Annotated in this window: 23 protein-coding genes; 16 read left to right on the top strand and 7 right to left on the bottom strand. The window is 38.9% G+C overall.

Going from position 1 to position 24,244, the window contains the following annotated elements:
• Nucleotides 1–279: 279 nt before the first annotated feature.
• On the top strand, nucleotides 280–1,551 hold the full coding sequence (locus DW000_RS06345; protein WP_008715345.1) for an O-acetylhomoserine aminocarboxypropyltransferase/cysteine synthase family protein: 1,272 nt from the start codon (nucleotides 280–282) through the stop codon (nucleotides 1,549–1,551).
• 481 nt (nucleotides 1,552–2,032) lie between these two features.
• On the opposite strand, the gene DW000_RS06340 is transcribed toward DW000_RS06345, so the two are convergent.
• The gene (locus DW000_RS06340) at nucleotides 2,033–2,620 is read right to left on the bottom strand and encodes a PepSY domain-containing protein (protein WP_008602968.1); all 588 of its coding nucleotides are present in this window, start codon (nucleotides 2,618–2,620) and stop codon (nucleotides 2,033–2,035) included.
• A 394-nt stretch (nucleotides 2,621–3,014) separates the two neighbouring features.
• Between DW000_RS06340 and DW000_RS06335 the strand changes: the two genes are divergently transcribed.
• Nucleotides 3,015–3,581 carry a biotin transporter BioY gene (locus tag DW000_RS06335; protein WP_120055648.1) on the top strand — a complete coding sequence of 189 codons (567 nt, stop codon included), beginning with the start codon at nucleotides 3,015–3,017 and terminating at the stop codon, nucleotides 3,579–3,581.
• A 186-nt stretch (nucleotides 3,582–3,767) separates the two neighbouring features.
• On the opposite strand, the gene DW000_RS06330 is transcribed toward DW000_RS06335, so the two are convergent.
• From DW000_RS06330 to DW000_RS06315, 4 genes are all read right to left on the bottom strand, one after another.
• Nucleotides 3,768–4,532 (bottom strand): TIGR03943 family protein, encoded by a 765-nt coding sequence (locus tag DW000_RS06330; protein ID WP_008602964.1) that lies wholly within the window; start codon nucleotides 4,530–4,532, stop codon nucleotides 3,768–3,770.
• A gap of 58 nt (nucleotides 4,533–4,590) precedes the next feature.
• A complete protein-coding gene (locus DW000_RS06325; protein ID WP_120055646.1) occupies nucleotides 4,591–6,126 on the bottom strand; it encodes a permease in 1,536 nt (511 codons plus the stop codon).
• Nucleotides 6,123–6,992 (bottom strand): GTP-binding protein, encoded by an 870-nt coding sequence (locus DW000_RS06320; RefSeq protein ID WP_120055644.1) that lies wholly within the window; start codon nucleotides 6,990–6,992, stop codon nucleotides 6,123–6,125. Before DW000_RS06320 ends, DW000_RS06325 begins: the two co-directional genes overlap by 4 nt.
• Before the next feature lie 424 nt (nucleotides 6,993–7,416).
• Nucleotides 7,417–8,865, bottom strand: a complete 1,449-nt coding sequence (locus DW000_RS06315) for an aminoacyl-histidine dipeptidase (RefSeq protein WP_120055642.1) — start codon at nucleotides 8,863–8,865, stop codon at nucleotides 7,417–7,419.
• A 301-nt stretch (nucleotides 8,866–9,166) separates the two neighbouring features.
• Between DW000_RS06315 and DW000_RS06310 the strand changes: the two genes are divergently transcribed.
• The 3 genes from DW000_RS06310 to DW000_RS06300 are packed head-to-tail and all read left to right on the top strand — an operon-like array spanning nucleotide 9,167 to nucleotide 12,410.
• Nucleotides 9,167–10,618: a nicotinate phosphoribosyltransferase gene (locus tag DW000_RS06310; protein WP_120055640.1), complete on the top strand. Its 1,452-nt coding sequence runs from the start codon at nucleotides 9,167–9,169 to the stop codon at nucleotides 10,616–10,618.
• A gap of 8 nt (nucleotides 10,619–10,626) precedes the next feature.
• On the top strand, nucleotides 10,627–11,394 hold the full coding sequence (gene nadE / locus DW000_RS06305) for an NAD(+) synthase (protein ID WP_120055638.1): 768 nt from the start codon (nucleotides 10,627–10,629) through the stop codon (nucleotides 11,392–11,394).
• Nucleotides 11,395–11,432: 38 nt separating this feature from the next.
• Nucleotides 11,433–12,410, top strand: a complete 978-nt coding sequence (locus DW000_RS06300) for an asparaginase (protein WP_120055636.1) — start codon at nucleotides 11,433–11,435, stop codon at nucleotides 12,408–12,410.
• A 274-nt stretch (nucleotides 12,411–12,684) separates the two neighbouring features.
• Here DW000_RS06300 and DW000_RS06295 read toward each other — a convergent pair whose 3' ends face one another.
• Nucleotides 12,685–13,461, bottom strand: coding sequence for an adenosylcobinamide amidohydrolase (locus tag DW000_RS06295; protein ID WP_120055634.1), 777 nt, complete (start codon nucleotides 13,459–13,461; stop codon nucleotides 12,685–12,687).
• A 175-nt stretch (nucleotides 13,462–13,636) separates the two neighbouring features.
• Here DW000_RS06295 and DW000_RS06290 point away from each other — a divergent pair, with 175 nt between their 5' ends.
• The 3 genes from DW000_RS06290 to yfbR are packed head-to-tail and all read left to right on the top strand — an operon-like array spanning nucleotide 13,637 to nucleotide 16,065.
• Entirely contained in the window at nucleotides 13,637–14,566 is a 930-nt protein-coding gene (locus tag DW000_RS06290) for a mechanosensitive ion channel family protein (protein ID WP_004697944.1), read from the top strand.
• Nucleotides 14,567–14,591: 25 nt separating this feature from the next.
• Nucleotides 14,592–15,449 (top strand): D-alanyl-D-alanine carboxypeptidase family protein, encoded by an 858-nt coding sequence (locus DW000_RS06285; RefSeq protein WP_120055632.1) that lies wholly within the window; start codon nucleotides 14,592–14,594, stop codon nucleotides 15,447–15,449.
• 25 nt (nucleotides 15,450–15,474) lie between these two features.
• Nucleotides 15,475–16,065, top strand: coding sequence for a 5'-deoxynucleotidase (yfbR, locus tag DW000_RS06280; RefSeq protein WP_120055630.1), 591 nt, complete (start codon nucleotides 15,475–15,477; stop codon nucleotides 16,063–16,065).
• Between the two features lie 147 nt (nucleotides 16,066–16,212).
• Here the strand turns inward: yfbR and DW000_RS06275 are convergent, their stop codons facing one another.
• Nucleotides 16,213–17,097: a QueG-associated DUF1730 domain-containing protein gene (locus DW000_RS06275; RefSeq protein ID WP_120055628.1), complete on the bottom strand. Its 885-nt coding sequence runs from the start codon at nucleotides 17,095–17,097 to the stop codon at nucleotides 16,213–16,215.
• Between the two features lie 155 nt (nucleotides 17,098–17,252).
• Between DW000_RS06275 and DW000_RS06270 the strand changes: the two genes are divergently transcribed.
• The 8 genes from DW000_RS06270 to DW000_RS06235 are packed head-to-tail and all read left to right on the top strand — an operon-like array spanning nucleotide 17,253 to nucleotide 24,138.
• Entirely contained in the window at nucleotides 17,253–18,035 is a 783-nt protein-coding gene (locus DW000_RS06270) for an FAD binding domain-containing protein (RefSeq protein ID WP_120055626.1), read from the top strand.
• Nucleotides 18,035–18,487: a 2Fe-2S iron-sulfur cluster-binding protein gene (locus tag DW000_RS06265; protein WP_120055624.1), complete on the top strand. Its 453-nt coding sequence runs from the start codon at nucleotides 18,035–18,037 to the stop codon at nucleotides 18,485–18,487. The genes DW000_RS06270 and DW000_RS06265 overlap by 1 nt, the downstream gene beginning before the upstream one ends.
• Nucleotides 18,487–20,784, top strand: coding sequence for a molybdopterin cofactor-binding domain-containing protein (locus DW000_RS06260; protein ID WP_120055622.1), 2,298 nt, complete (start codon nucleotides 18,487–18,489; stop codon nucleotides 20,782–20,784). The genes DW000_RS06265 and DW000_RS06260 overlap by 1 nt, the downstream gene beginning before the upstream one ends.
• Before the next feature lie 41 nt (nucleotides 20,785–20,825).
• Nucleotides 20,826–21,584: a selenium cofactor biosynthesis protein YqeC gene (gene yqeC, locus DW000_RS06255; protein ID WP_060919406.1), complete on the top strand. Its 759-nt coding sequence runs from the start codon at nucleotides 20,826–20,828 to the stop codon at nucleotides 21,582–21,584.
• Nucleotides 21,585–21,590: 6 nt separating this feature from the next.
• A complete protein-coding gene (locus DW000_RS06250) occupies nucleotides 21,591–22,313 on the top strand; it encodes a nucleotidyltransferase family protein (RefSeq protein ID WP_060919407.1) in 723 nt (240 codons plus the stop codon).
• Complete coding sequence (yqeB, locus tag DW000_RS06245; protein ID WP_008602932.1) at nucleotides 22,310–23,122, top strand: selenium-dependent molybdenum cofactor biosynthesis protein YqeB; 813 nt, start codon at nucleotides 22,310–22,312, stop codon at nucleotides 23,120–23,122. Before DW000_RS06250 ends, yqeB begins: the two co-directional genes overlap by 4 nt.
• Nucleotides 23,106–23,834, top strand: coding sequence for an XdhC family protein (locus tag DW000_RS06240; protein ID WP_008602931.1), 729 nt, complete (start codon nucleotides 23,106–23,108; stop codon nucleotides 23,832–23,834). Before yqeB ends, DW000_RS06240 begins: the two co-directional genes overlap by 17 nt.
• Entirely contained in the window at nucleotides 23,824–24,138 is a 315-nt protein-coding gene (locus DW000_RS06235) for an XdhC family protein (RefSeq protein ID WP_004693881.1), read from the top strand. Before DW000_RS06240 ends, DW000_RS06235 begins: the two co-directional genes overlap by 11 nt.
• Nucleotides 24,139–24,244 lie beyond the last annotated feature (106 nt).

Raw genomic sequence — 24,244 nt, 5'->3', positions numbered from 1 at the left:
TTATTTCTAATCTATTGATAGTACTATGTACCCCTAATTACTTCTAACATCTCTCAAGGGAGCTAGTTCTTTGGAAGTAATTAGGGGATTTTATTTCTCATAAATGACTTAGTTCGCTTTAGCGGTTTTGGTAAAAGCTTTTATCCTCCTTTGTCCACCATAGTTTAAAGTTATGGAGAAAAGAATATAAAAAATAGTAGACATATTTTTTAAAACATAGTACTATACTAGGCATAAAGAACGAACTTAAAATATAGTTAATATAAAGGAGTTATTATAATGAGTAAACAATACAGATTTGAAACATTACAATTACATGCTGGTCATACGGTGGATCCAACAGGTTCTCGTGCAGTACCGATTTATCAAACTACATCTTTCGTATTTAAAGATGCTGAGGAAGCCGCAGGTCGTTTTGCATTGACTAATCCTGGTGGTATTTACTCTCGCCTTGGCAATCCTACTACAGATGTATTAGATGCTCGAGTGGCAGAACTTGAAGGCGGTGCTGCTGGTATTGCAGTAGCATCTGGTTCTGCAGCGGTTACGTACTCTATTTTAAATGTAGCAGATGCTGGTGATAATATTGTTGCTGCATCCACATTGTATGGTGGTACTTATAATTTGTTTACTGCTACATTGCCTCGCTTGGGGATTCAAACTAAATTCGTAAATCCGGATCATTTGGAAGAATTTGAAGCAGCTATCGATGAAAAGACTAAAGCCGTTTATATCGAATCTATTGGTAACCCTGGTATTAATCTTATCGATGTACAAGCTATAGCTGATATTGCACATAAGCACAATATCATCTTGATCGTAGATAACACATTTGCATCTCCATACTTATTCCGTCCATTAGAACATGGTGCTGACGTAGTTGTACATTCTGCTACTAAATACCTTGGTGGTCACGGTACAACATTGGCTGGCGTAGTTGTAGAATCTGGTAAATTCGACTATAAAGGTTCTGGTAAATACCCTGGCTTCTCCGAAGGTGACGAACACTACAATGGTTTAGTATTTGGTGATTTGCCAATCCCATTCACTGTAAAAATTCGTGCTCAATTACTTCGCGATACTGGTGCATGCATTACTCCACTTGCAGCATGGCAAATATTGCAAGGTATTGAAACATTGTCCTTGCGCGTAGAACGTCACGTAGAAAATGCTCGTAAAGTAGTAGATTTCTTGAGCAAACATCCTAAAGTAGCATGGGTAAGCTATCCAGAATTAGAAGACAGCAAATACAAAGCATTAGCTGATAAATACTTCCCTAAAGGTGTTGGTGCAGTATTCACATTCGGTGTAAAAGGTGGTAAAGAAGCAGGTATTAAACTTGTTGACTCCTTGGAAATCTTCTCCAACCTTGCCAATGTAGCAGATGCTAAATCTCTTGTTATCCATCCTGCATCCACAACACATGCACAACTTAACGAAGAACAACAAAAATCTGCTGGCGTAACACCAGATATGATCCGTGTATCCATCGGCCTTGAAAATATCGATGATATCATCGAAGACTTGGCACAAGCTTTAGATAAAGCATAATTTTCGTACCTCTTGTTTGGAAAACTATAGATCAAACCTTCAAAACTTACAAATGACATCCTTAAGCTGAATTTTGCTTAAGAAATAGAACACATAACTATCAAACCTATAAAACTTATGCAAAAGGCCTCCCACTGGGAGGCTTTTTTGTTATTAGTGTGTGTTGTCTTTATAAGAATGAAATGTTGTGTAGGTGTAATACAACCTTGATAGAATGGGCATAAAAAGACCTTGGATTTAATGATCCAAGGCCTTTAAGGGAGTATAGTGTGTGTAACGTTTGGTCTGTGGTGTGTGAGCACAGACCGTTTTCCTATTGTGTGAGATAGGATTTAGGGAGTCCGTGGTTAGTGTTACGGACTCTCTGAGAGTGTGTTAGAGAGTGTATCCAAAGGATACAGTGTGTATAGTATGTGTGTTATATGTGTAGTGTGTCATCTAAGTGGGTTAGGATAGGGTTTCACTTGATGAAATGAAAATCTTAGTATTTTGTGTTTTTAACTTTAGCGCTAATAACTTTGCCGGATGTAGCGTCTACTTTAACTTCAGCATTTTTACCGCCGCCAGTTGTCATATCAAATTCATATACAACTCTGCCGTTTTCACGTTCAACAGTCCAATCCATAGTTTGGAAATCAGAACCAACTTTTTCCATAGCTTTTGTTTCAGCTACTTCAGGAATGATGATGTTTTGAACGTTAATTGTTTTAGAAGCTTTGGAGTAACCTTTTACTTCTTTACCAACGATTTGACCAGATGCTTCGTCTACTTTAAGCTCTACTTCACGGTTGCCATAATAACCTTCTACTTCATAGTAAGGATTATGTTTTGCATCATAGGAAATAGATTTTACAGTAGCGCCAGGGAATTGTTGTTGGAATACTGTAACAGCGCCCATATAGTCAACAGAATAGTTAGCTTGTGCGGATGGAGCAACGCTACCAACACCATTCCAGTTGCTATGGTTGTTGTAACCATGGTTGCTAGCTGCACCAACTACACCTGCTAATAATACTGTACTAACGCCAAATGCACATAGTACTTTGGATACTTTCTTAACATTTTTCATAAGCAATGCCTCCTGATACCAAATTATAATTTTCGTTTAGTTACGATTTTGTGAAAGTAGATTTTACTCAATCTACTTATGTATAATTTAATCTTGTTGTATGAAAATAAGGTGAAATTAGATGGTTTTTGTATGAAGATGAGTATATCTTTTAGTTATTATGAACTATTGATAATAACTATTAGCTATAGTCAAAATTAAAAAGTACTAAAAACATAGTATATATAGTATTAGACTATATAGTAAACTAAAAGTCAACCATTATAGTTGACAATTAAAAATACAAGTGCTTTAATTTAGATAGTTAGTAGTTTGTTTCCGTGTTATCTTGGACTTTTATTCTCCATTGATAGCACAAATTCCTGCTTAGGTCTGTTATGAATGGAGGTATACCATGAGCTCTACTGTATCAAAACAAACTCGCATTACCACCCGTCAGTTAACGATGACAGCACTCTTTGTGGCGCTAATCGCGGTTGGTGCTTTCATACGGGTCCCATTACCGAATTGTCCGTTTACATTGCAAATCTTATTTACTACATTAGCGGGCATTGTTTTAGGTAGTCGTTTAGGTGCCGCTAGTGTTGGCATTTATATTGTACTAGGCCTTGTTGGGGTTCCTATTTTTACATCTGGTGGAGGTCCTAGTTATATTTTGCAACCTACCTTTGGTTATTTAATTGGCTTTATGGTTGGTGTGTATGCAGTAGGACGCATTGCAGAGACAATGGATACACTATCGTTCAAACGTTTGCTAGCCGGATCCATATTAAATCTATTTATTGTATATGGTCTTGGCATGGTGTACCTATACTTTATTATGAATCTGTATTTAGGTAAGCCGATTGGTGTGGAAGCTGTCATTATTACTTGCTTCCTAATCCCAGTTGGCCCAGACATTTTCTTGTGCGCTGTAGCAGCATCTCTTGGCAAGAGAATTATTAAAGAATTACAGCACTAATAGAACGTTTTAATAACTATTATAATTAGAATAACTAGAATAAGTATAATAATTATTATAATTATTATAAGGCATCAATTTGTTGTAGATTCATATAGACATTGAATTATAAAATATAGGTTATTTTATTTAACAGAATCATTCCTATTAAAAACGAGGCGTTAAGCCTCGTTTTTTATGTAATTCTTAAGGGTATACATAGCCTAATATAGGTTCTGCAGATTTGATTTTTGTAATCTCTACATATGGTTGTTTACGACCGTGGAAGTCTCGCGTAGAAACCTTTCCTTCAATCGATACCCATTGTTCATTTTGTAAGCTATCACCATCTGTTTTATAGGCTGTCATGCCAATAGGGGCAACGTCAGCAATACAACAAGCCATAGCCATACGAGAAATAGTAAATTCGTTAGATTTTAATGTATTATCTTCGCGGTTCACATAGCCTGTCATATAAACTGTGTAGTCTTTATATTGATCCGCATTAGATCCAACTTTTACAATGGTTTGATAGAAATTGTCTGAGTTCAAAACGATTTCTTTTTTGTCCTTGGAAATTCCTGGCTCTTTACTTTCACTGTTAACGGTGACAACCTCTCCAATAGCATCGTTTGTAAAGTCAAAATTGTTAGTATCATCGTTTACACGAGCGGCACCATGAACGCCTGTTGATGGTACAAGAACAGGAGGAACGATGAGCAACATAATAGGAATAATAATCGGAACGATAGATTTCCAGTTATGTTTGTAGTATTTTGACGGAGCCCAAATAATCGTCGCTAAACCGCCTAAAATAAGGGCAACGCCACTAATACCTAGTAAAAGTTCATAACGAGGTGCAATATAGTTCAAATAACGACCTGTCACAATGAGGTAAATACAACAGATACCTAAGATGAGATACAATAGACCTTTCACGATAGAAAAGCGATCTTTCAGTCCTAATGTCATGAAATCATCTCCTTTTAATTAATTAAGAACTGAGATAATGATTATAAAAATTTGTAAATTAGCTAAGAAAGAATTTGAATACTAATGCTGCTATATAGGACATAACGGCAATCGTTATACTTAATCGTATGATAAATGAGGTAGGCATATATTGTTTTAATATATATACGTTTTTGATATCTAACATCGGACCTAAGATGAGAAAGCCCATTACGGAACTAATAGGAAATAAGGTGCTCAAGGATTTACCGATGATGGCATCTGATGTAGAGCAGATTGAAAAGAAGAATGCTAACATCAGCAAAATTGGAATGGCTGTAAATTCTGGCAAGGTTAATCCTGCGTTGAGAAGCCAAGGCTTGCCATACACTTGAACTATAGATAGTACAGTTGCCGCCATGGAAAAATAGAATAAGAGTTGAGAAAACTCTCGTTCCATATGGACTAACAATCTTTTTTTATCGATATGTTTAGTTTTAGTTGTTTCTAAAACGATTTCTTCGTAGCTAAGATTCTGTGGTGTTCTTGCTTTCAAAATAGATGTGGCTGGAGGCCAAAATCGGAACGATAGGGCTACTAACAAGGCAACACCTAGTCCTAAAACGATACGCCATACGGAGAGCATGGGATTGTCAGGAAACGCATACCATGTAGAAAGAATGGTGATAGGGTTGATAATCGGGCTAGCGAGCATAAATAAAAGAGCTACTGATAAAGGGATGCCTCGATCTATTAGCGCCTTGAATAAGGGGATGATGGCACAGTCACAAATTGGCAAGGCAAAGCCACTGACCATAGCAGCCCCATAGCTTTTCAAAGAATGGTCACCTAACAGTTTTAGTAATACTCGTTGTGGTACGAAATAGCGAATAATCGTTGAGCCTACCGTGCCTAATAAAAGGAATGGAATGGCCTCGATGATGAGGCCCGTGATTATGGCGAAGCATTGGTGAATGGAATAGGGGATGTCATGGCGAAAAGCTGTGACCAACAGTATATAGGTTGTAATACCAATAACTAATAGATTAGGAATGAGTCCCCATGTGGAATTCCGGCACAGTTGTTCTACTTTTTCTGGTGTAGGAGCTGTTATAATTTTAGCCTCTCCGTTGTAGGTACGTAGTAAAGCGTGATGTGTATTGGATTCTGTGATAATACAATCTGCACTATACAATTGACTCATTACATCATTACCTAAACCAGGGAGTATGGTTGAGACAAATTGATCGGTACAAATATACAATACCTTTTCTACTTGTAATAGGTGGCTTAATATATCGCTATATAGTAAGGCTTCTAGTTGATGAAAGCTTACCATGCCATTCCACTCAATCCATAGCTCTTTTGGCTGTAGTCGTTTTAAATAATCCCCGATTTTACAGGCTATCAATTCGTAAGACTTGATATCGCTAGGAACAATGGCACTGAGTTCATCCGCATTGAGTTGTAAGGGCTCTTTGATGAGAGGTTCACTGCCTTCTTCGGCGCTGATTATTGCGGTACCGCCTAGCTTTTTACGGTATTGTAATAGTTCGTTTATGAACGTGCTTTTACCGGATCCAATAAACCCTGTAACGATATAAACTGGTATCATGATTGACACACTTCGTTATGTACCATTGGTACATTAAAATCTGTGCCGATAACGACTAAACTATAGTCATTAGTTTCACTAGGTGAAAGCGAACAGTAATGAGTGCCGTATTGGAGTTCGTGAGGACCTTCCGTGGTTGGTACAATCCCTTTGGCACGAAGCACTGTATCAGGCATGCCTTCTAAAATGGTTTTCCATTGTGCAAGACTAAGGGTGCGCAAATCCTTAAAGGTATGACTCATAAATAAATGTTCATCGTGTAAGCATTGATCATCATGACAATGATACAGGCGCTTGATGTAATCACGCAAACCAATGGTATCCCATGCTTCTTCATGAATTGGTGTATGTGGCGCGAGGTCGCGAATCATACGTTTTGTAATGCTTGTCTGTTGAATATCTTCTGTATGGCTCAAAAAAATCGCATCACTATGAGTGATTTGATCCTTGAAGAAAAGACCAAAATTTTTGATAAACATTGGTGCTTGCATAGCATCGACAGTCGTTATTGATGCGTGAATGTAAGCAGATTTTGCAATGTCCTCGTCGTTACAAGTATGGATGATTTCACTGAGCTTGCTAACACCTGATGGCTCGATGTAGATCATATCGATTTTGTAATTTTGCAGAATATCAAGTAGTGCTTGTTGGAAATTTCCTTGTAAGCTACAGCAAATACAGCCAGATGTTACTTCACGGACTGTGGCCCCTGTTTTTGCAAGATTAGCAGCATCGAGGCTAGTTTCACCAAAATCGTTTTCTATAATAAGAATTTTATCTTTCGATGTATGTTCTTTTAGTATATGTTGTAAGAATGTTGTTTTTCCAGAACCTAGAAATCCGGATATGATAACTATTGGAATCATATATACCTCCTGCGTAATGTAAACACAGTATACACCTATAGGATAACACAGAAAATACTCTATGGGGTATATGGAAACTAGCAAGTTTATCAGAGTTTAACAGCCTTCTCTGAAATTTATAGATTATATACTATATATGAGTATACTGGCACATGTAGTTGATATTCATAATTATTTATAAATAAAACGATGCATTCCATGTTGTTCATATATGAAAGAATACTCCTGTATGAATAAATATTTATTTATGTAGTTGAAAAATTTTTATGAAAAAAATCCCTCCTACAAGATAATTCAGTTGGAGAGATGGCTGAATTACTTGTAGGAGGGTTGGAGAGTCACTATTACATGGGTCTCGTAACTTGATGTGTTATTTGCTTATAGTATAACAAATTATACATCAAAAATATAGTAATTATTTATTTTATTGTAATTTTGCTAATAATGCTTTGAGGTACACATATACATTTTCAACAGAAGGTAAATGAACGCGTTCTGATGGTGTATGAGGACTTACGATAGTAGGCCCAAAGCTAATCATTTGTGTATTTGGCAATACGCCTTTTAACAAACCACATTCGAGACCTGCGTGAATAGCATTTACATTAGCTGGTGTATCGAACATTTCGTTATGCAAGGAAATCGCTTGTTCTTCCAATTTTGAGCCTTTGTCGTATTCCCATGCTGGATATCCACCTGTACGCTCTGCAGCTACGCCAAGTGCTTTTGCAAGAAGCATCATTTTTTTCGTTAAGAATTCAAGACTATTGCTATTGGAACTACGAATAGAAATGAGTATTTCAATGGTATGTTGATTTTCACGTACGATAGCAATATTATTAGATGTTTCTACAAGGTTTGGGATAGACTTACTTACAGAATGAACCCCATCTTGTGCAAGATAGATATATGTAATAAGTGCTTCTGTTGTGTCTTCTGCATATACTATTTCAGGAGTAGGAACATCTTTAACTACAAATGTAAGGCCTGGATCCTGTACGCTATATTCGTGTTGGTATTGTTTTTCTTGGTATGCGAGCAATGTTTTAATGGCTGCCACATCTTCAGAGCGTACGGATAGTACAGCTACTGCCTTAGACGGGATTGCATTATGTTTTACGCCACCTTCGAAAGACGCTAAGCTAATAGGATATTGTTGTTGAATATCATAGAGTACACGGGTTAGTACTTGGTTTGCATTAGCTCGTTGCTCGTTGATTTCGATGCCGGAGTGTCCCCCTTTAAGGCCGGTTACTGTAATGGATAAGCCCGCATCATAGCCTGGTTGGTTGTTATCGCGTAACAATGGAATTTTTACATGTACGTGGCAACCGCCAGCACAACTAACGGTGAAGTCATGTTCTACCTCTGTATCCAGGTTGAGTAAGTAGTCACCAGTTACTTGACCTTCTTTAATGGCAAAGGCACCATCCATACCAGTTTCCTCGTTGGTAGTGAATAATAATTGCATCGGTCCATGTTGTTGGCTTTCATCTTCAAGGAGAGCAAGCATCATAGCAGCACCCATGCCATTATCGGCACCTAACGTTGTATGGTCTGCGTGCATCCATTCGCCTTCGATGATATTGGCAATTGGATCTTTAGAGAAGTCGTGGTTAGAGTCATGGTCTTTAACACAAACCATATCAATATGACCTTGTAAAATGATGGATGGACGGTTTTCATAACCTGGAGATGCAGCTTTTTTGATAACTACATTAAAGATTTCGTCTTGATGAACTTCAAGACCTAAATTTTTAGCAAAGTTCACGATGTAATCGCTGATGCCTTTTTCATTGCCGGACTCACGAGGGATTTGGCTCATTTCTTTAAAAATTTCTAATACGCGTTTTGCTTGAACGATTGTTTCCATAATGGTACCTTTCATTCTCATGTAAAATAGACATGTATGTATTATTGAAAGCTTTTAAAACAATATAAAATAAAATATTATAGCGTAATGGTCGCTTGTTTTACAGTCTAGACTAGGTCCTTTCATACATACGAACTATATAAATTATTATTGTATATATATAGTTATATCACAATAAAGATTATTAGGATAGCTTATGCTAGGTGCTAGCTATATAGGAATAATATTGTATAATGAGGGTATACGAATAACGAATAACAATTAACTAAATTTCTATAGATCTTAGAAGGTTGGTGAACTAATGCAACATGAAAGCCGCAATATTAGCATGCTTATGGATTTTTATGAGATGACTATGGCACATGGCTACTTTACAAAATTAAAAAATGTGGATCGCGTCGCATTTGATGTTTTCTTTAGACGTAATCCAGACAAGGGCGGTTTTGCTATTTTTGGTGGTCTCGAACAAATCGTTGAGTACATTTTAAATTTACACTTTGATGAAAGTGATATCTCTTATTTACGGAGTCAGGGTATTTTTAGTGAAGAATTCTTAGTATATCTAAAAGATTTCTCTTTCACCGGTGATGTATATGCCTTCCCAGAAGGTTCTATCATCTATCCTAATGAACCTGTAATTACAATTGTGGCGCCTCTCATAGATGCACAAATCGTAGAAACTGCAGTGCTTACTATGATGAACCATCAATCTCTTATCGCCACAAAAGCTAATCGCATTGTTCGCGCTGCGGATGGGCGTATTGTGGCTGATTTTGGTGCTCGTCGTGCACATAATGTAGACGCTGCTGTATATGGTGCAAGAGCCGCTTATATTGGCGGTGTTCAGTCCACTGCAACCGTTTTGGCAGGTCAACAATTTGGCATTCCTGTCAGTGGGACTATGGCGCATAGTTGGGTCATGTACTATGGCTCTGAATACGATGCTTTCAAAGCCTATGCCGAAGTGTATCCAAATAATGCAGTATTCCTTGTTGATACCTATGATGTGTTAAACTCTGGCGTGCCCAATGCTATTAAGGTAGCAAAGGATGTATTGGAGCCAATGGGGAAACGCTTAAAAGGAATTCGCCTAGATTCTGGTGACCTTGCGTATTTGGCTAAAAAAGCTCGACGTATGCTAGATGATGCAGGCTTAGAAGATTGTAAAATCATGGCATCTAATAGTCTAGATGAGTATACAATCACATCTTTGCTCATACAAGGTGGCCCTATTGATATTTTTGGTGTAGGGGAACGCCTCATTACCTCTAAGAGTGACCCCGTATTTGGTGCGGTATATAAAATTGCTAGCATCGAGAAAGATGGTATGTGGGAACCTCGTATCAAGATTTCTGAAAGTGTTGAAAAAATTACTAATCCAGGTTTAAAAAAGGTATATCGTGTTTATAATGATAAAGGTCGTGCGATTGCAGATCTATTAACATTATTGAGAGAGGTGCCCGATACAGAGGAACCATATCGTTATATCGATCCTGAGCAACCTTGGCGTGAATTATATTTTGAAAATTGTACTTTTAAAGAGATGAAGCAGCTTATTATCAAGGATGGTAAGTTAGTTGTGGACTTACCAACACTAGAGGAAATTCGAGCATATGTGCAAGATCAATTAGCTAATGAAATTTGGCCTGAAGAGCAACGCTTTGAAAATCCACATCGTCACTACCTTGATATGAGTCCTAGCTACTATCAATTGAAGATGGATTTATTGAATCGTATTTATCGGAAAAAGTAGGAGGGCCTATGTTAGAAAATCCACAAGCTACAAAGGATGCCCTCATTCAATGGATTCGAGATTATTTTGGTAAAAATGGTCCTAACTGTAGTGCTGTAGTTGGTATTTCAGGTGGTAAGGACTCGACTATCGTGGCAGCTCTTTGCAAAGAAGCTCTCGGTGCAGATCGCGTAGTTGGTGTTCTTATGCCAAATGGAGTGCAATCGGATATTGATGATGCTCAGGCAGTGGTAAATCATTTAGGCATTCCGCACATGACGGTCAATATTGGTGCTGCCTATGAGGCGCTAACTCATGCTATCGTTCAGGCTAAGGGGTATGATGTTGTAACGGGGAGAACCGATTTATCTAAAGATGCTGCCATTAATACGCCGCCTCGTCTCCGAATGGCAACTCTTTATGCAGTAGGACAAAATTTACCAAATGGTGCTCGTGTAGCAAATACTTGTAATGGATCTGAAGACTACGTAGGATACTCTACAAAATACGGAGATAGTGCAGGTGATTTTAGCCCTCTCGCACAACTCGTAGTAGAAGAAGTTCGTCAAATAGGAAAACTTCTTGATATTCCATTGCACCTAGTTGATAAGGTGCCAAGTGATGGTCTCAGCGGTCAGTCCGATGAGGATAAATTAGGATTTACCTATGCTGTATTGGATCATTATATTAGAACTGGGGAAATTGAAGATCAGATAACAAAAGAGCGAATCGACTATCTGAATCGAATTAATAAGCATAAATTAGAGTTGATGCCGTCATTTGACCCAAACCTTTAATTGATAGGGTGAAAATCTTGATTTATAGTGGAGGCAATATGGAGACAAAAATCGCTTTGATTGGTACTGGAGGAACTATTGCTGGAAAAGGTACTTCAAATACGGATTTAACAGGTTATACGGCAGGGGTGTTAGGCCTTGACGAAATCTTAGTCTCTGTACCTGGCACAAAACCGTATGGTCCTTATACATATACTCAGTTTAGTAATATTGAAAGCTCCGATATTACCGTAAATCACTGGTTAGAACTTTCTAAGTTGGTGCAAAAATTGGTTAATCGAGATGATATCGGTGGTGTTGTCATTACTCACGGCACAGATAGCATGGAGGAGACAGCATATTTTCTGAATCTGACAGTTCATACAGACAAGCCAATTGTTATTACTGGATCTATGAGACCTGCAGGTGCTATTAGTGCAGACGGGCCAATTAATTTATTACAAGCAATCCAAGTAGCGAGAACGCCATCGTCTGTAGGTAAAGGTGTGGTAGTCGTATTAAATGGCTATATTGATGGGGCAAGGGATGTATCTAAATGCAACACTACTAATGTAGCGACTTTTGATAGTCCATTAGTGGGACATCTTGGTATTGTACAAGATGGTATTGCCCACTATTATAAAGCGTCTACTCGACGCCATACTCAAGACTCCGTATTTGATGTGAGTAAATTAGCTGAGTTGCCTCGTGTAGTTATAATGACTTGCTATGGTGGTATGGATGATATGGTGCCTATGAGTGTAGTTGCTACAAATCCTGACGGTTTGATCTTAACAGGGCTTGGTCATGGTACAATCCCACAAAATGTACGTCAAATCACACAGAATACAAAATTTCCAACGGTACGTGCTTCTCGTACCGGTAGTGGCATGGTATCTGCAGTGCCACAAGATGCACTGGCAAACTATCTCGTATGTGATACTTTAAGTCCACAAAAAGCTCGTATTCTATTGATGCTAGGGCTTACAAAAACTAAAAATCTTAAAAAGTTACAACAATTCTTCCATGAATATTAAAGGCCCATAATACTCATGGAACATATGAAACATAATAGTTCTTTGAATCTAATAATTAATTTGAAAAATTTGAGAAAATATCTCAAATTTTAATTTGATATTCATTTTCAAGAATTATACTATATGTAACAGTTTTATATGCAATAAACCGCACATTCCGATCGCCTAGGATGTGCGGTTTTTCATTTGTATTATATTTTTCATATATGAGTGGGGGATTGAATGATAATTTTGGGGGTATCATTCTAGATATTTTTGATATCATAAGATAGGATTATTCAGCGCCGATAGCATTTTCTAGTGCTCTTTGTACGCCTATATAGACAGCCTTGGCTAAGGTGTCTCCAAATAATGAGAAGGAACCAGCATCTGTTAAGATATCTCCATTTGTATCGATGGTGAGAATGATACCATCTGTAGAGGTTCCTGTGGCAGATGTTTTGCGTTCTTTTGTAATTGCGTCAGGAATGTCTTCATTAATAAACGGATGGAGTCGTACGCTTTCAACATTCCAATCTTGTAGGGCTGCGGTTTTTGCCTCGGTAATCGTCATAATAGCTTTTACCATAGCGCTATCTGTTAAAGCTTTATTTGTAAATACGAGGATATTAATTGTGCCTGGCACTATGAAGTCTCCATCACGCTCTTCGTAACAATAGCCTGTACCTGCGCGATGTGCGGTTTTTTCATAGCCTGCAGTCACGATAGTTTCCACAATAGTATCATGTTCTTCAACTTTGGCATAGGCGTGTAGATGCATTGTGGCAGACGTGAGAAGTGCTGTACTAAAATGAACAGGAGTATCAATATGTTCAAATTCTTGAGCCAAATAATCGGCTACAGAGCCACCGGGTAAATCTTTTTCTGTTTCGATTTGATATGTTAGCTGTTGGTTGCGTACCGCTAGCGTATGGTGATAGCCACCATTTAATTGTCCGCTAGAAAGAGAATAGTGGATATCGTCAAAGTGTACCGTAACGGAGTGTAACTCTCTAGTTACATAGCCTCCAGTAGCGAGCTCTTGGGGTGCTTCGTATAGATTTTTGAACATGTAAGTCTCCCTAGTTTTATGATTGTTATATATGGAATATAACGATATAATATCTTTATTATCGTATTGCAAATGCATATGTAAAATTATAGCATATATATTTACCGTTATTATATTTCTATTATGTTGTGATAGATATTTGTGATTGTATAGATTTATATTATGGATGGTTACTATGGCTAATTTCTTAAGTGCTGTTTCTGAATTTCTTTTTAAAGACGCTAATATATTAATTCAAATAAGGGACTGGTTTTTTGCACAAGCTGGAAATATTTTATTAGCATTAATTTTATTTTGGATAGGGCGATATGCTATTAAATGGGTAAAAGCTTTTGCCGTTCGCATTATGACAAAAGCTTCCTATGACTCAGCAGCAATGAGCTTTATCACTCAAATTATTAATTATGCCTTGCTAGTAGGGTTAGTATTGATTTGCTTAAACCAAATCGGTATTCCTACAACATCCTTTATAGCTGCTTTTGGTGCTTTTGGTTTAGGTATTGGTCTCGCCTTACAGAATAACCTTTCTAACTTAGCATCTGGTTTATTAATTCTTATCTTCAAACCTTTTAGAGCGGGTCACGTTATTCAGGTGGGTGATGTAGTCGGCAGTGTTAAATCAATCCAATTTATGTATACAGTTATTACTACAAAAGATCAAAAGAATGTATACATACCTAACTCTCTTCTTACATCACAAGCTGTAACTAACATTGTTTATACTACAGAACGGGTTATCCCATTTACGTTTGACATTGGTTATAATAATGATCATCATGAGGCAATAAAAATCTTAAAAAATATTTTTGCAGCAGATAAACGTGTCCTTAATCCGAAGAATATGGAAATAGGTATTTCTGAATTTGGAGATAATTCTGTACGAATCGCCGCTTATGCTCGTGTTAAGTCGAATGATTTCCTCGATGTTCAATATAGCATTATGTCTGATGTAAAAGATGCCTTTGATAAATATGGCATCGATATTCCATATCCTCAACGTGTAGTATATATTCAAAATGTAGATACATCGACAGGTGAAATTAAAGGAACAAAGAAGAAAGCAACTGCTACAAATGTAGCACTAGATGATAGTCTTGAAAGTTAAGATACTGGAAGGTAGAACGAGAGTGATGACACTTTTAACGACGAATATTCATATGTTTTATAAGAAATTGGTATTGGCCATAACTTTTATAGGAATCATATTTATAGGTGCTAGTGTTGCTCAAGCTGCATACATTGCACCTCCTTCTACTGTTGGTGAGGCCGTAGTCCTAATTGATGCAGATACAAAACAAATTTTATTTGCAAAGAACCCAGATAAGTGGATGCATCCAGCTAGTACTACAAAAATGGTCACCTTGTTAACTGCCTTAGAATTAAAGGGCACACAGCTTGATGAATTAGCTACTATAAGTAGCTATGCAACGAGCATGGAAGAATCAAACCTTGGGGTTAGCGTAGGCGATCAGATTACATTAGAAGGTGTTCTTGAAGGTATGATGGTTGCTAGTGGTAATGATGCGGCCGTTGTAGTAGCCGAAAATGTAAGTGGTTCTGTGGATAAATTTGCTAAGGATATGACTCGCATTGCTGCAAAAGCGGGGGCAAAGAATAGTGTGTTCTTGAATCCTCATGGATTAACACAAAAGGGTCACCATTCTACGGCTCGTGATTTAGCGATGATTGCCGCGTACGGTATGAAATACCAAATGTTCCGTGACAAGGTTGCTAATGATTACTACAAGGTGCCGTACCAAAACCGTGCACCAGAAACAATTCGTACTACAAACCACTTCATTCGCAACAAATATCCTGGCGCAAATGGTTTGAAAACAGGTTTTACCAATGCAGCAGGAGAATGTTTGATTGCGTCTGCCACACGTAAGGGCCATACTATGATTGTAGTCATGTTAAACGATGATAACCGTTGGGATGAAGCGGTGCAATTCCTTGATTATGGCTTTAAACTCCGTGGGGTAATTTAAGGACCTATTGTGTAATGGGGGATATATGAGTTCATTTTTTGCATTTTTAAAACGCATGCGCTTTATCAATCGATGGAGCCTCATGCGAAATACGGAAATAGAAAATATTCAAGAACATAGCCTTGAAGTGGCTATGGTAGCCCACAATTTGGGAGCTATAAAAAATGAATACTTCGGTGGAAATGTAGATATTAATAAGGTAGCTGTCATAGCCATGTATCATGAGGTGAGTGAAATCTTTACAGGAGATATGCCGACACCAATCAAGTATTTTGATCCAAAGTTGCGTGAACTGTATGGTGAGGTTGAAACTTTGGCGCAAGAAAAAATGCTATCAACCTTGCCAGACCAGTTACAATCTGTTTATAAGCCTATACTTGTTGATGCAGAGACTAGTCCAGAATGGCCTCTCGTTAAGGCTGCCGATACAATTTCAGCCTATATGAAATGCGTCAAAGAGCTCAAGGCAGGGAATGATGAGTTTAAAGAGGCACATGATTCTATCTTAGCTAAGTTGAAAACTCTAAATATGCCTGAGGTAGATATGTTTATTGAATTATATATCCCTGCTCTTGGTAAGAGTTTGGATGAGTTGAACTATTACGAAATTAAATAATTACTAAAAGAGACGACCAGAGGTCGTCTTTTTTAGTTTTATGTAATTATAGATTCTTCTACTTATGTGCCTATTAGTAACAGTTTGCTTATGTGAGTATTAATGACAATCTACTTGTGTGACCATTAGCAGCATATCGTGTAATAATTATAGTTTATTTTTTCTATCTATAATCTCTTGATTTCTCATTAGTATTTTTTTACCTCGCCACGAGAAGGCTCGATGACCGTATTTTGCTTTGAATTCTTTGTTCGTTAGTGTTTCTAGTTCGTCTATATTAATATACGGTTCTATCTGTTGGAATTCTGGGATGGGCGTAGTTGGAATATCTTTGTTGTGAGGACACACCTCTTGGCACACATCACAACCAAATACGAGTGGTGTTTTAGCGAGAATCTGCTCCTCTTCATCGGTGAGTTCTCCTTTTTTCTGAGTTAAGTAGCTTTTACAAGTCGCGAATTTAAATTCGTCATGGCCCAAACATTGGCCTAAGCATGCTGTAATACAACGATTGCATCCTATACAGGACTGCTTAAGAGGGGTATTTGGTTTGAGTTCTAGTGTTGTTAAAATCGTACCAATAACGACATAAGAACCCCATTTAGGGCTGATAAAACAGTTGTTCTTTCCGTAAAAGCCAAGGCCTGCTAAGTAGGCCATGTACCGATCTGCTAAAGGAGAGGTGTCGCAATGAATGGAGAACTGAGCCGAGTCATCAATTATTTGTAATCTTTCAATAAGACGTTCTAAATATTCATTAATGACCAGGTGATAATCTGTTGACCATGTATAGCGAGATAGATTGGCATGGCCTTTGTGTTGTACATGGTACGGGAATAGACAAACGATGGCACTTTTGGGCATAAACTGAGTCGTTCCTAGTAGTCTTGCCTCCACATCTGCCGTAGTGAAGGGGCAGGGGTTGCTTTCAAATAAAATAGTTTTGGCCTGTTCAGGTAGTGGCCATGAGGCAATTCCAAATTCATAAATATGTAATTCTTTGCAAATTTCCTGTAAATTTATATCTTTCATCGTAGATTTAGTGGTAAATAATTGGTAAAATAAAAGTGTAAGAAATGCACGAGATTCTATAGTTTTTTGTTAAGTTTGTAGTTTGGTGAGAACTGTATTTTTATAGTTAGCACCGTAATTCTGTTAGTATTAGTATACCATTGAGAGGACAGATTATGTTAGCATTTATGAAAGTATTACAACCGAAGACGGTGGAAGAGGCTTATGAATTAGCCATAAAGAACAAAACTGCTCCTATGCTAGCAGGCGGCTGTTGGCTGCGTCTAGGACGACGAACTTGGCCATCAGTGATTGATATGGCGAGTCTTGATTTGCGTTATGTTCGTGAAGAAGATAAGGAGTTTGTAATTGGCGCTATGGCGACACAAGGAGATGTGGAACGCTTTGAGCCTTTACAACAATTCTGCGGCGGTGCCGTAGTTAAAGGCGTTAAGGAGATTCTTGGCGTTCAATTTAGAAATACTGCTACCATGGGCGGTTCTGTAGCAAGTAAGTTTGGCTTCTCTGATATCATCCCTGCGCTATTGGCAGTGCATGCAGACATCGTTACCTTTAAAGGCGGTCGTATGTCCATGCAAGATTATATGACATATAGAGAACGTGATATTCTCGTGGAGATTCGCATCCCTAAAGTAGATGTACCTGTATCTGTTGAAGCTCTTCGCATCTCTCGTGGTGATTTCCCGTTATTGACAGGTGCTCTTCGCCATGATGAAAAAGGGGTTGAATTGTATATCGGTACAAGACCTGGTGTACCTCAATTAGCTGTTAAAGCAAGTGCTTTGCTTTCAGAAAAAGGATTATCTGCCACAAAAGAGGCAGGTCAATTGGCATCTGAAGAACTAGTGTATCAATCTAACTCTCATGCGTCTAAAGAATATCGCATGGAAATGGTAAAAGCAATGGTTCAACGCTTAGCTAAGGAGGTGGCACAATAATGGAAGTCGTACTTAATATTAATAACAAAAATGTAACTGTTAATGTGCCAACTGATGAGATGTTGCTAGACACATTGCGTAATCTTGGCTATTACAGTGTTCGCTGTGGCTGTGATACTACAAACTGTGGCCTTTGCACTATATGGGTGGATGACGAAATTATTTTGTCCTGTGCCTACCCTACATTTCGTGCGCCAGGACATAAAATTACTACATTAGAAGGTTTACAAGAGGAAGCTGAATTATTAGCGGCTTGTATCGCAAGTGAAGGCGCAGATCAGTGTGGTTTTTGTACAACTGGCATGATGATGAGTGCTATTAATTTGAAACGCAAAAATCCAAAGGCTAGCGATGATGAGATTCGCGAATACCTCATAGGTAACTTATGTCGCTGTACTGGTTATGAATCACAACTTCGAGGAGTTCGTAAATTCTTAGAAGGAGGCCTATAATGATGAACAAGCATATTGGTAAGTCCTATGACAAAGTTGACTCCAAAGGTATTTTGTCTGGTAAACCGTCTTATACTGGCGATTTTGTTCCCAAAGATGCGCTCGTTATTAAGGCTCTTCGTAGCCCTCATGCCCAGGCGCGCATCAAATCTATTGATACATCTAAAGCCAAATTGATTCCTGGCGTAGAAGCTATTTTTACTTATGAAGATGTGCCTAATACGCGATTCACATTAGCAGGTCAAACATATCCAGAGCCATCCGCTTATGATGCACTCATCTTGGACCCTGTAGTTCGCTATGTCGGAGACGAAGTAGCTCTTATCGTAGCAAAAGATGAAGCTACAGCGCTTAAAGCAATGCCGCTTATCAAGGTTGAATACGAAGTACAGAAACCTGTACTTGATATGCATACTGCTATCGACCATGAAACTATAGTACATCCTGAAGATGATATTCACAATAATATCCCTGTAGGACAAGATTACAAACGCAATATTTGCGTATCCTATCACAAACGGGTAGGAGATGTGGAGGCAGAACTTGCTAAATGTGATTACGTGGCAGAAGGTACATACTTTGACCAGGCCACACGCCAAACAGCGATGGAACCATTCCAAAGCTTTGGATATATAGATGCGCTAGGTCGTGTAGTTATCGTATCCTCTACGCAAATCGTATTCCATGTACGCCGTCACATCGCTCGTGCACTCGGTATTCCGGCCACAAAAGTCCGTGTTATTAAACCTCGTATCGGCGGCGGTTTCGGCTCTAAACAAACGGCTTGTACAGAAATTATGACGGCCTTTGTAGCGTGGACATTGAAAAAACCTTGTTATCTCTTATACGATCGTACAGAAGCACAAACTTGCTCTACTACACGTCATGCTCGTGAATGGAAAATCCTTGTAGGTGCTACAAAAGATGGCATTATTAAAGTTATTGATATGGACTCCATTACAGCCGCTGGTGCACATGCAACTCATTGCTTCACTACTACAACGGCTGGCGAACATAAATCTGTACCTTTGTACAACAAAGCGACTGCTGTTCATTATGGTACAGAGGGTGTGTATACTAATCAAACTCCGGGTGGTGCTTTCCGTGGATATGGTGCAACAGAAGCATTGTGGCCATTAGAATGTGCAGTAAACCAGTTAGCTGATAAGATGGGGATTGATCCAGCTGAATTACGTCAGAAGAACTTAATAGCGGAAGGTGAACAAAGCTTAGTATATGCTCCAGATGAATATCTTGATTCTGGTCTTTTCCAAGATACCGTAAATCGCGTAAAAGAAATGGCTCGTTGGGATGAACGCCCTCATTCTTGGGATATCGATGAGCGCTATCGCGGTGGACTTGGCATGGCTTTAGCATTACAAGGCTCTGGTGTCGCAAATATCGATGTGGCGTCTGTTGAAATTCGCCTTGGTGACGATGGTAATTATACATTGTATACTGGGTCTTCTGATATGGGCATGGGGTCTAATACCGTATTGACTCAAATGGCCTGTGAAGTAATCGGCTGTTCTATGGAATATATGACTGTTATTGAATCAGATACAGATATCGTACCATTCGATCCAGGGTCCTACGCATCTAGTACAACCTATGTAACAGGTACTGCTGCTAAGATGGCAGCAGAAGAATTGCGCACTAAGATTATTGCTAAATTCGCTCAATTCTTTGAAACCGACGTTGAAAACGTTGACTTTGACGGCGTTGTAGCTACCACAAAAGATGGTGCTAAAACAATGGATATCCATCAATTGGCACCAAAATTATTAGTTGGTGTTAATGCGGAGCAATTGTCTGGTTTTGCTACATGGGGCAGTCATACGTCCCCACCTCCATTTATGGCATCTATTGCTGAGGTGAAGGTAGATAAACAAACAGGTAAGGTTATTCCTCTTCATTTCTATTCTTGTGTTGATTGTGGTACGGTTATCAACCCTAAATTGGCTCGCGTTCAAGTTGAGGGTGGTGTGGTACAAGCTATCGGCATGGCTTTATATGAAGATGTACGCTATTCCAACAATGGTCGTTTGGAAACAAACAATCTTATGACTTATAAAATCCCAACCCGTCAGGATATTGGTGAATTACATACAGACTTTGTAGAATCTTACGAGCCTACAGGTGGTTTCGGAGCAAAATCTATTGGTGAGGTTGTCATCAATACGGGGTGCCCTGCTATTCAACATGCCATTAAAAATGCAGTTGGTGCGGATATTCGTACATTACCTATGACACCTGAGAAGGTATTTATGGCTATGGACGAGAAATATAAAGTATAGAGATTTCTAGTTCTTTTTACTTTCTAAGGAGGCCTGGTTCTATGACATCACAAACATCCTATTGGAATCGATTGATTCAGCCGGGAATCGTTGCCCTTGTTGGGGCAGGCGGTAAAACGACTGTGCTTTCAAAACTAGTAGAATATGGACGGCTGAAAGGTCAGCCCATCGTAGTTACGACTACGACTCGACTTTATGAGTCTCAGGTGGCTCATTATGAACCGATTTATACTCATAATATTAATGAAGCTGATGAGTATTGTACTGACCGACTTTTACATGGCTATTGTGGTGCGTGGTTCGCTGGAATTACAGGAACAAAAGTAGACTCCTTAGATTGTGATCTTATCGATGGTTTATCCAAGTTACATCCCAATTGGCAAATTGTTGTAGAAGCAGATGGGGCGAAGGAAAAATGGCTCAAGGCACCTAAGACGACCGAACCTGTCATTCCATCTCTTACAAAGACTACGATTGGCCTCGTGAATCTACAAATGCTAGGGGCCCCGTTAGATGATGAACACGTACATAATATCGAGCTGGTTCAAGATATTGTAAAACGCGATATGGGGGCTATTGTAACTCCTCGTATGTTGGCTGATCTTGTTTTGCATAGGCAAGGTTTATTCCAATACAGTAAAGGTAAGAAAATACTATTCTGTACTGGTTATGAAACAGTGCAACATCGCATTATCGATGATTTTATTGATCATATTGTTGATAGCGATATTTCGGCTATCATTTTGGCTGATGGATACAAAGCAAGTTGTGAAATCCGTCGCATTATTCAATGTCGGTAGGTACTCATGACTAATGTGAAAGCAAATTGTAACACCGCTTTTAGTCCCATGAGAGACCCCATAGACCATCATCCTTTGCATATTGGCATTGTCCTCCTTGTGGGAGGGCAATCCAAGCGTATGGGATGTAATAAGCAGCTCTTACCTTGGCGTGGCAAGACTGTTCTAGATGCGGTCTGTGGGGCTCTTCAAGGTGGATGGGGTGGACAGGTAGCTTCTACTGTATCGTGTAAGCTACCTTTTGTGGCAGTTACTGGTGATGATCATGAGAAACTAGAACCTATTGTCACAAGCTATGGTTTTGAAGCCCTTCGAAATGACCATCCTGAACTGGGGCAAGGCGTATCCATAGCGTTGGGAGTACATCATTTGGTGAATACGGCGCCTATACCGCTAGACGGTATTCTCTGTTCAGTAGGAGATCAACCACTTTTGACGAGTGCTGTTGTACACGAGGTCATTCGTGCGTTTAATGAAAACTTTCATCCGAAAACTATCGTCGTTCCACATTATGGGGCAAATTATCACTCGGGAAATCCCGTTCTCTTTGGTTCTCATTGGTTTGATTATTTACAACAGATTCAAGGGGATCAAGGGGGGAAGACCATTATTCATGGTGATGGTAAAGCCCATGTCGTGAAATTATGGATTAGTGATGATATTGGCGACGATATCGATACACCCGATGATTTTGAGCGTTTGAAACATCGTGAAAGTGAGGCATTATGAAACCATTGGTACTCATGCGTGGAGGCGGAGACATTGCTTCCGGCGCTGTATATAGATTGAGACGGGCGGGCTATCCCGTTGTAATTAGTGAAATAGCGATTCCTACCATGATTCGCCGCGAAGTATGTTACGGTAATGCGGTTCATCGTGGAGAAATGATTTTGGAACGTTTTGTTGCTCGTCATGTGTCTCTTAGTGAAGTGAAGGATACATTGGCACAGGAAATCATCCCCGTTGTCACTAGCTCATATGAGGAATTATTGGACACTTTAAAACCAGAGATTGTAGTCGATGCTATTTTGAGTAAAAAGAATCTTGGTACAAAACGGGATGATGCAGATCTCGTTATCGGTGTGGGCCCTGGATTTATTGCTGGAGAAGATGTAGATGTAGTCATTGAAACGATGCGTGGTCATTCATTAGGTCGCTGTATCTATGATGGACCAGCTCAACCTAATACGGGTATCCCTGGAAATGTAGGTGGCTACACTCATGAGCGTGTTATTCATTCTCCAAAGGCTGGACTATTTACAGCAAAACGTCATATTGGGGATTCTGTACAAGCTAATGAAGTAATTGGTTATGTTGATGAAGAACCAGTAAGAGCGAAAATTACAGGTATTCTACGAGGCATTTTAAAAAGTGGGCTCATCGTATCAGATCATTTTAAGTTGGCTGATGTGGATGCTCGTTGTGAAGAGTCTCATTGCTATAGTATTTCAGATAAATCCCTTGCTGTCGGTGGAGGTGTATTAGAGGCTGTTACCGCTTGGGATTATGAAAGGAATCTAGATGGAAACAATTTATGATGTGATGAAAGATCGTCTACAGGTTACTGAAACTACTGTGATGGTTACTGTTCTATCCGGTCCTCGTCAAGGGGATAAGACTATTTATGCTGAAGATGGAAGGGTTCTATACGGAACTCCTATTGAAGGGTTTACTGTAGATAAAGCAAAGCTAAATTCTCTATGCATGGTAGGCGAAATGGAGTGTTTCGTACAACCTGTAGAAAATGATCCGTCAGTTCTCGTATTAGGCGCAGGTCATGTTAGCCGAGCTATTACAGATTTGCTGTTGTTTATTGGATGTCGTGTTACAGTCGTAGATGACCGTCCAGAATATGTAGTTCCTGAATTCTTTGATGAACGTGTCATACGTAAATGCTTACCTTTAGAAAACTTCAAGAACGATTTACCTCTTGATGAATATACTGGTTTTATCATTGTGACACGTGCTCATGAGTACGATAATATATGCTTAGAACAATTACGAGGGTACTTGCCTACCTATATGGGCGTTATGGGTAGCCAAAAACGCATCCATCACGCCTTTGAAGTGTTGCGTGAGCAGGGATGGACTCAAGATGAGTTAGATATGGTATATGCGCCTATTGGGCTAGATTTAGGAGCTCAAACGCCTGAGGAAATTGCATTATCTATCGTTAGTGAATATTTGGCAGTGGTGCGTGGAAAAAAAGGCGGCTCATTGCGGAAAGGTAGAGTGATCCATGAATCGTGAGTTTATTGAATACCTTAGTGAACGTAAAAACGAAACCTTAGCAGTAGCCACTATTTTATATACCTGTGGATCCACACCTCGTAAAGCTGGTACATCTATGGTTGTATTTCCTGATGGATCTATTTTTGGTACTATCGGTGGAGGACGTGCGGAAAATGAAATCCGCCTAAGTGCGGTGGACTCTTTGAATAAAAAAGAAGCTCACCGTCGTATCGATGTTCATCTCGATGATGACGTAGCTGTTAAAGAAGGCATGGTTTGTGGGGGCCAAATGGATGTTTGGATTGAAACACAAAACATCTAATAAAAATCTCATTCAGCGTTTGTTTATAAATTTACAGTACTCTCAAAATGAGTTAAAATATAAGGTACAGTCAAAGAATTGATTGTACCTTATTATTTTGTATAAG

This window comes from Veillonella sp. AF36-20BH (assembly GCF_003602765.1).
Lineage (GTDB): Bacteria > Bacillota > Negativicutes > Veillonellales > Veillonellaceae > Veillonella > Veillonella hominis.
The sequence above is the reverse complement of the archived record's forward strand: the minus strand, read 5'-3'. Positions and strand labels throughout refer to the sequence as shown.

What these genes read in the sequence shown, in the direction of transcription:
- DW000_RS06345 (WP_008715345.1), top strand. Translation starts at nt 280, where the DNA reads ATGAGTAAACAATACAGATTTGAAACATTACAATTACATGCTGGTCAT.
- DW000_RS06340 (WP_008602968.1), bottom strand. Translation starts at nt 2,620, where the DNA reads ATGAAAAATGTTAAGAAAGTATCCAAAGTACTATGTGCATTTGGCGTT.
- DW000_RS06335 (WP_120055648.1), top strand. Translation starts at nt 3,015, where the DNA reads ATGAGCTCTACTGTATCAAAACAAACTCGCATTACCACCCGTCAGTTA.
- DW000_RS06330 (WP_008602964.1), bottom strand. Translation starts at nt 4,532, where the DNA reads ATGACATTAGGACTGAAAGATCGCTTTTCTATCGTGAAAGGTCTATTG.
- DW000_RS06325 (WP_120055646.1), bottom strand. Translation starts at nt 6,126, where the DNA reads ATGATACCAGTTTATATCGTTACAGGGTTTATTGGATCCGGTAAAAGC.
- DW000_RS06320 (WP_120055644.1), bottom strand. Translation starts at nt 6,992, where the DNA reads ATGATTCCAATAGTTATCATATCCGGATTTCTAGGTTCTGGAAAAACA.
- DW000_RS06315 (WP_120055642.1), bottom strand. Translation starts at nt 8,865, where the DNA reads ATGGAAACAATCGTTCAAGCAAAACGCGTATTAGAAATTTTTAAAGAA.
- DW000_RS06310 (WP_120055640.1), top strand. Translation starts at nt 9,167, where the DNA reads ATGCAACATGAAAGCCGCAATATTAGCATGCTTATGGATTTTTATGAG.
- nadE (WP_120055638.1), top strand. Translation starts at nt 10,627, where the DNA reads ATGTTAGAAAATCCACAAGCTACAAAGGATGCCCTCATTCAATGGATT.
- DW000_RS06300 (WP_120055636.1), top strand. Translation starts at nt 11,433, where the DNA reads ATGGAGACAAAAATCGCTTTGATTGGTACTGGAGGAACTATTGCTGGA.
- DW000_RS06295 (WP_120055634.1), bottom strand. Translation starts at nt 13,461, where the DNA reads ATGTTCAAAAATCTATACGAAGCACCCCAAGAGCTCGCTACTGGAGGC.
- DW000_RS06290 (WP_004697944.1), top strand. Translation starts at nt 13,637, where the DNA reads ATGGCTAATTTCTTAAGTGCTGTTTCTGAATTTCTTTTTAAAGACGCT.
- DW000_RS06285 (WP_120055632.1), top strand. Translation starts at nt 14,592, where the DNA reads ATGACACTTTTAACGACGAATATTCATATGTTTTATAAGAAATTGGTA.
- yfbR (WP_120055630.1), top strand. Translation starts at nt 15,475, where the DNA reads ATGAGTTCATTTTTTGCATTTTTAAAACGCATGCGCTTTATCAATCGA.
- DW000_RS06275 (WP_120055628.1), bottom strand. Translation starts at nt 17,097, where the DNA reads ATGAAAGATATAAATTTACAGGAAATTTGCAAAGAATTACATATTTAT.
- DW000_RS06270 (WP_120055626.1), top strand. Translation starts at nt 17,253, where the DNA reads ATGTTAGCATTTATGAAAGTATTACAACCGAAGACGGTGGAAGAGGCT.
- DW000_RS06265 (WP_120055624.1), top strand. Translation starts at nt 18,035, where the DNA reads ATGGAAGTCGTACTTAATATTAATAACAAAAATGTAACTGTTAATGTG.
- DW000_RS06260 (WP_120055622.1), top strand. Translation starts at nt 18,487, where the DNA reads ATGATGAACAAGCATATTGGTAAGTCCTATGACAAAGTTGACTCCAAA.
- yqeC (WP_060919406.1), top strand. Translation starts at nt 20,826, where the DNA reads ATGACATCACAAACATCCTATTGGAATCGATTGATTCAGCCGGGAATC.
- DW000_RS06250 (WP_060919407.1), top strand. Translation starts at nt 21,591, where the DNA reads ATGACTAATGTGAAAGCAAATTGTAACACCGCTTTTAGTCCCATGAGA.
- yqeB (WP_008602932.1), top strand. Translation starts at nt 22,310, where the DNA reads ATGAAACCATTGGTACTCATGCGTGGAGGCGGAGACATTGCTTCCGGC.
- DW000_RS06240 (WP_008602931.1), top strand. Translation starts at nt 23,106, where the DNA reads ATGGAAACAATTTATGATGTGATGAAAGATCGTCTACAGGTTACTGAA.
- DW000_RS06235 (WP_004693881.1), top strand. Translation starts at nt 23,824, where the DNA reads ATGAATCGTGAGTTTATTGAATACCTTAGTGAACGTAAAAACGAAACC.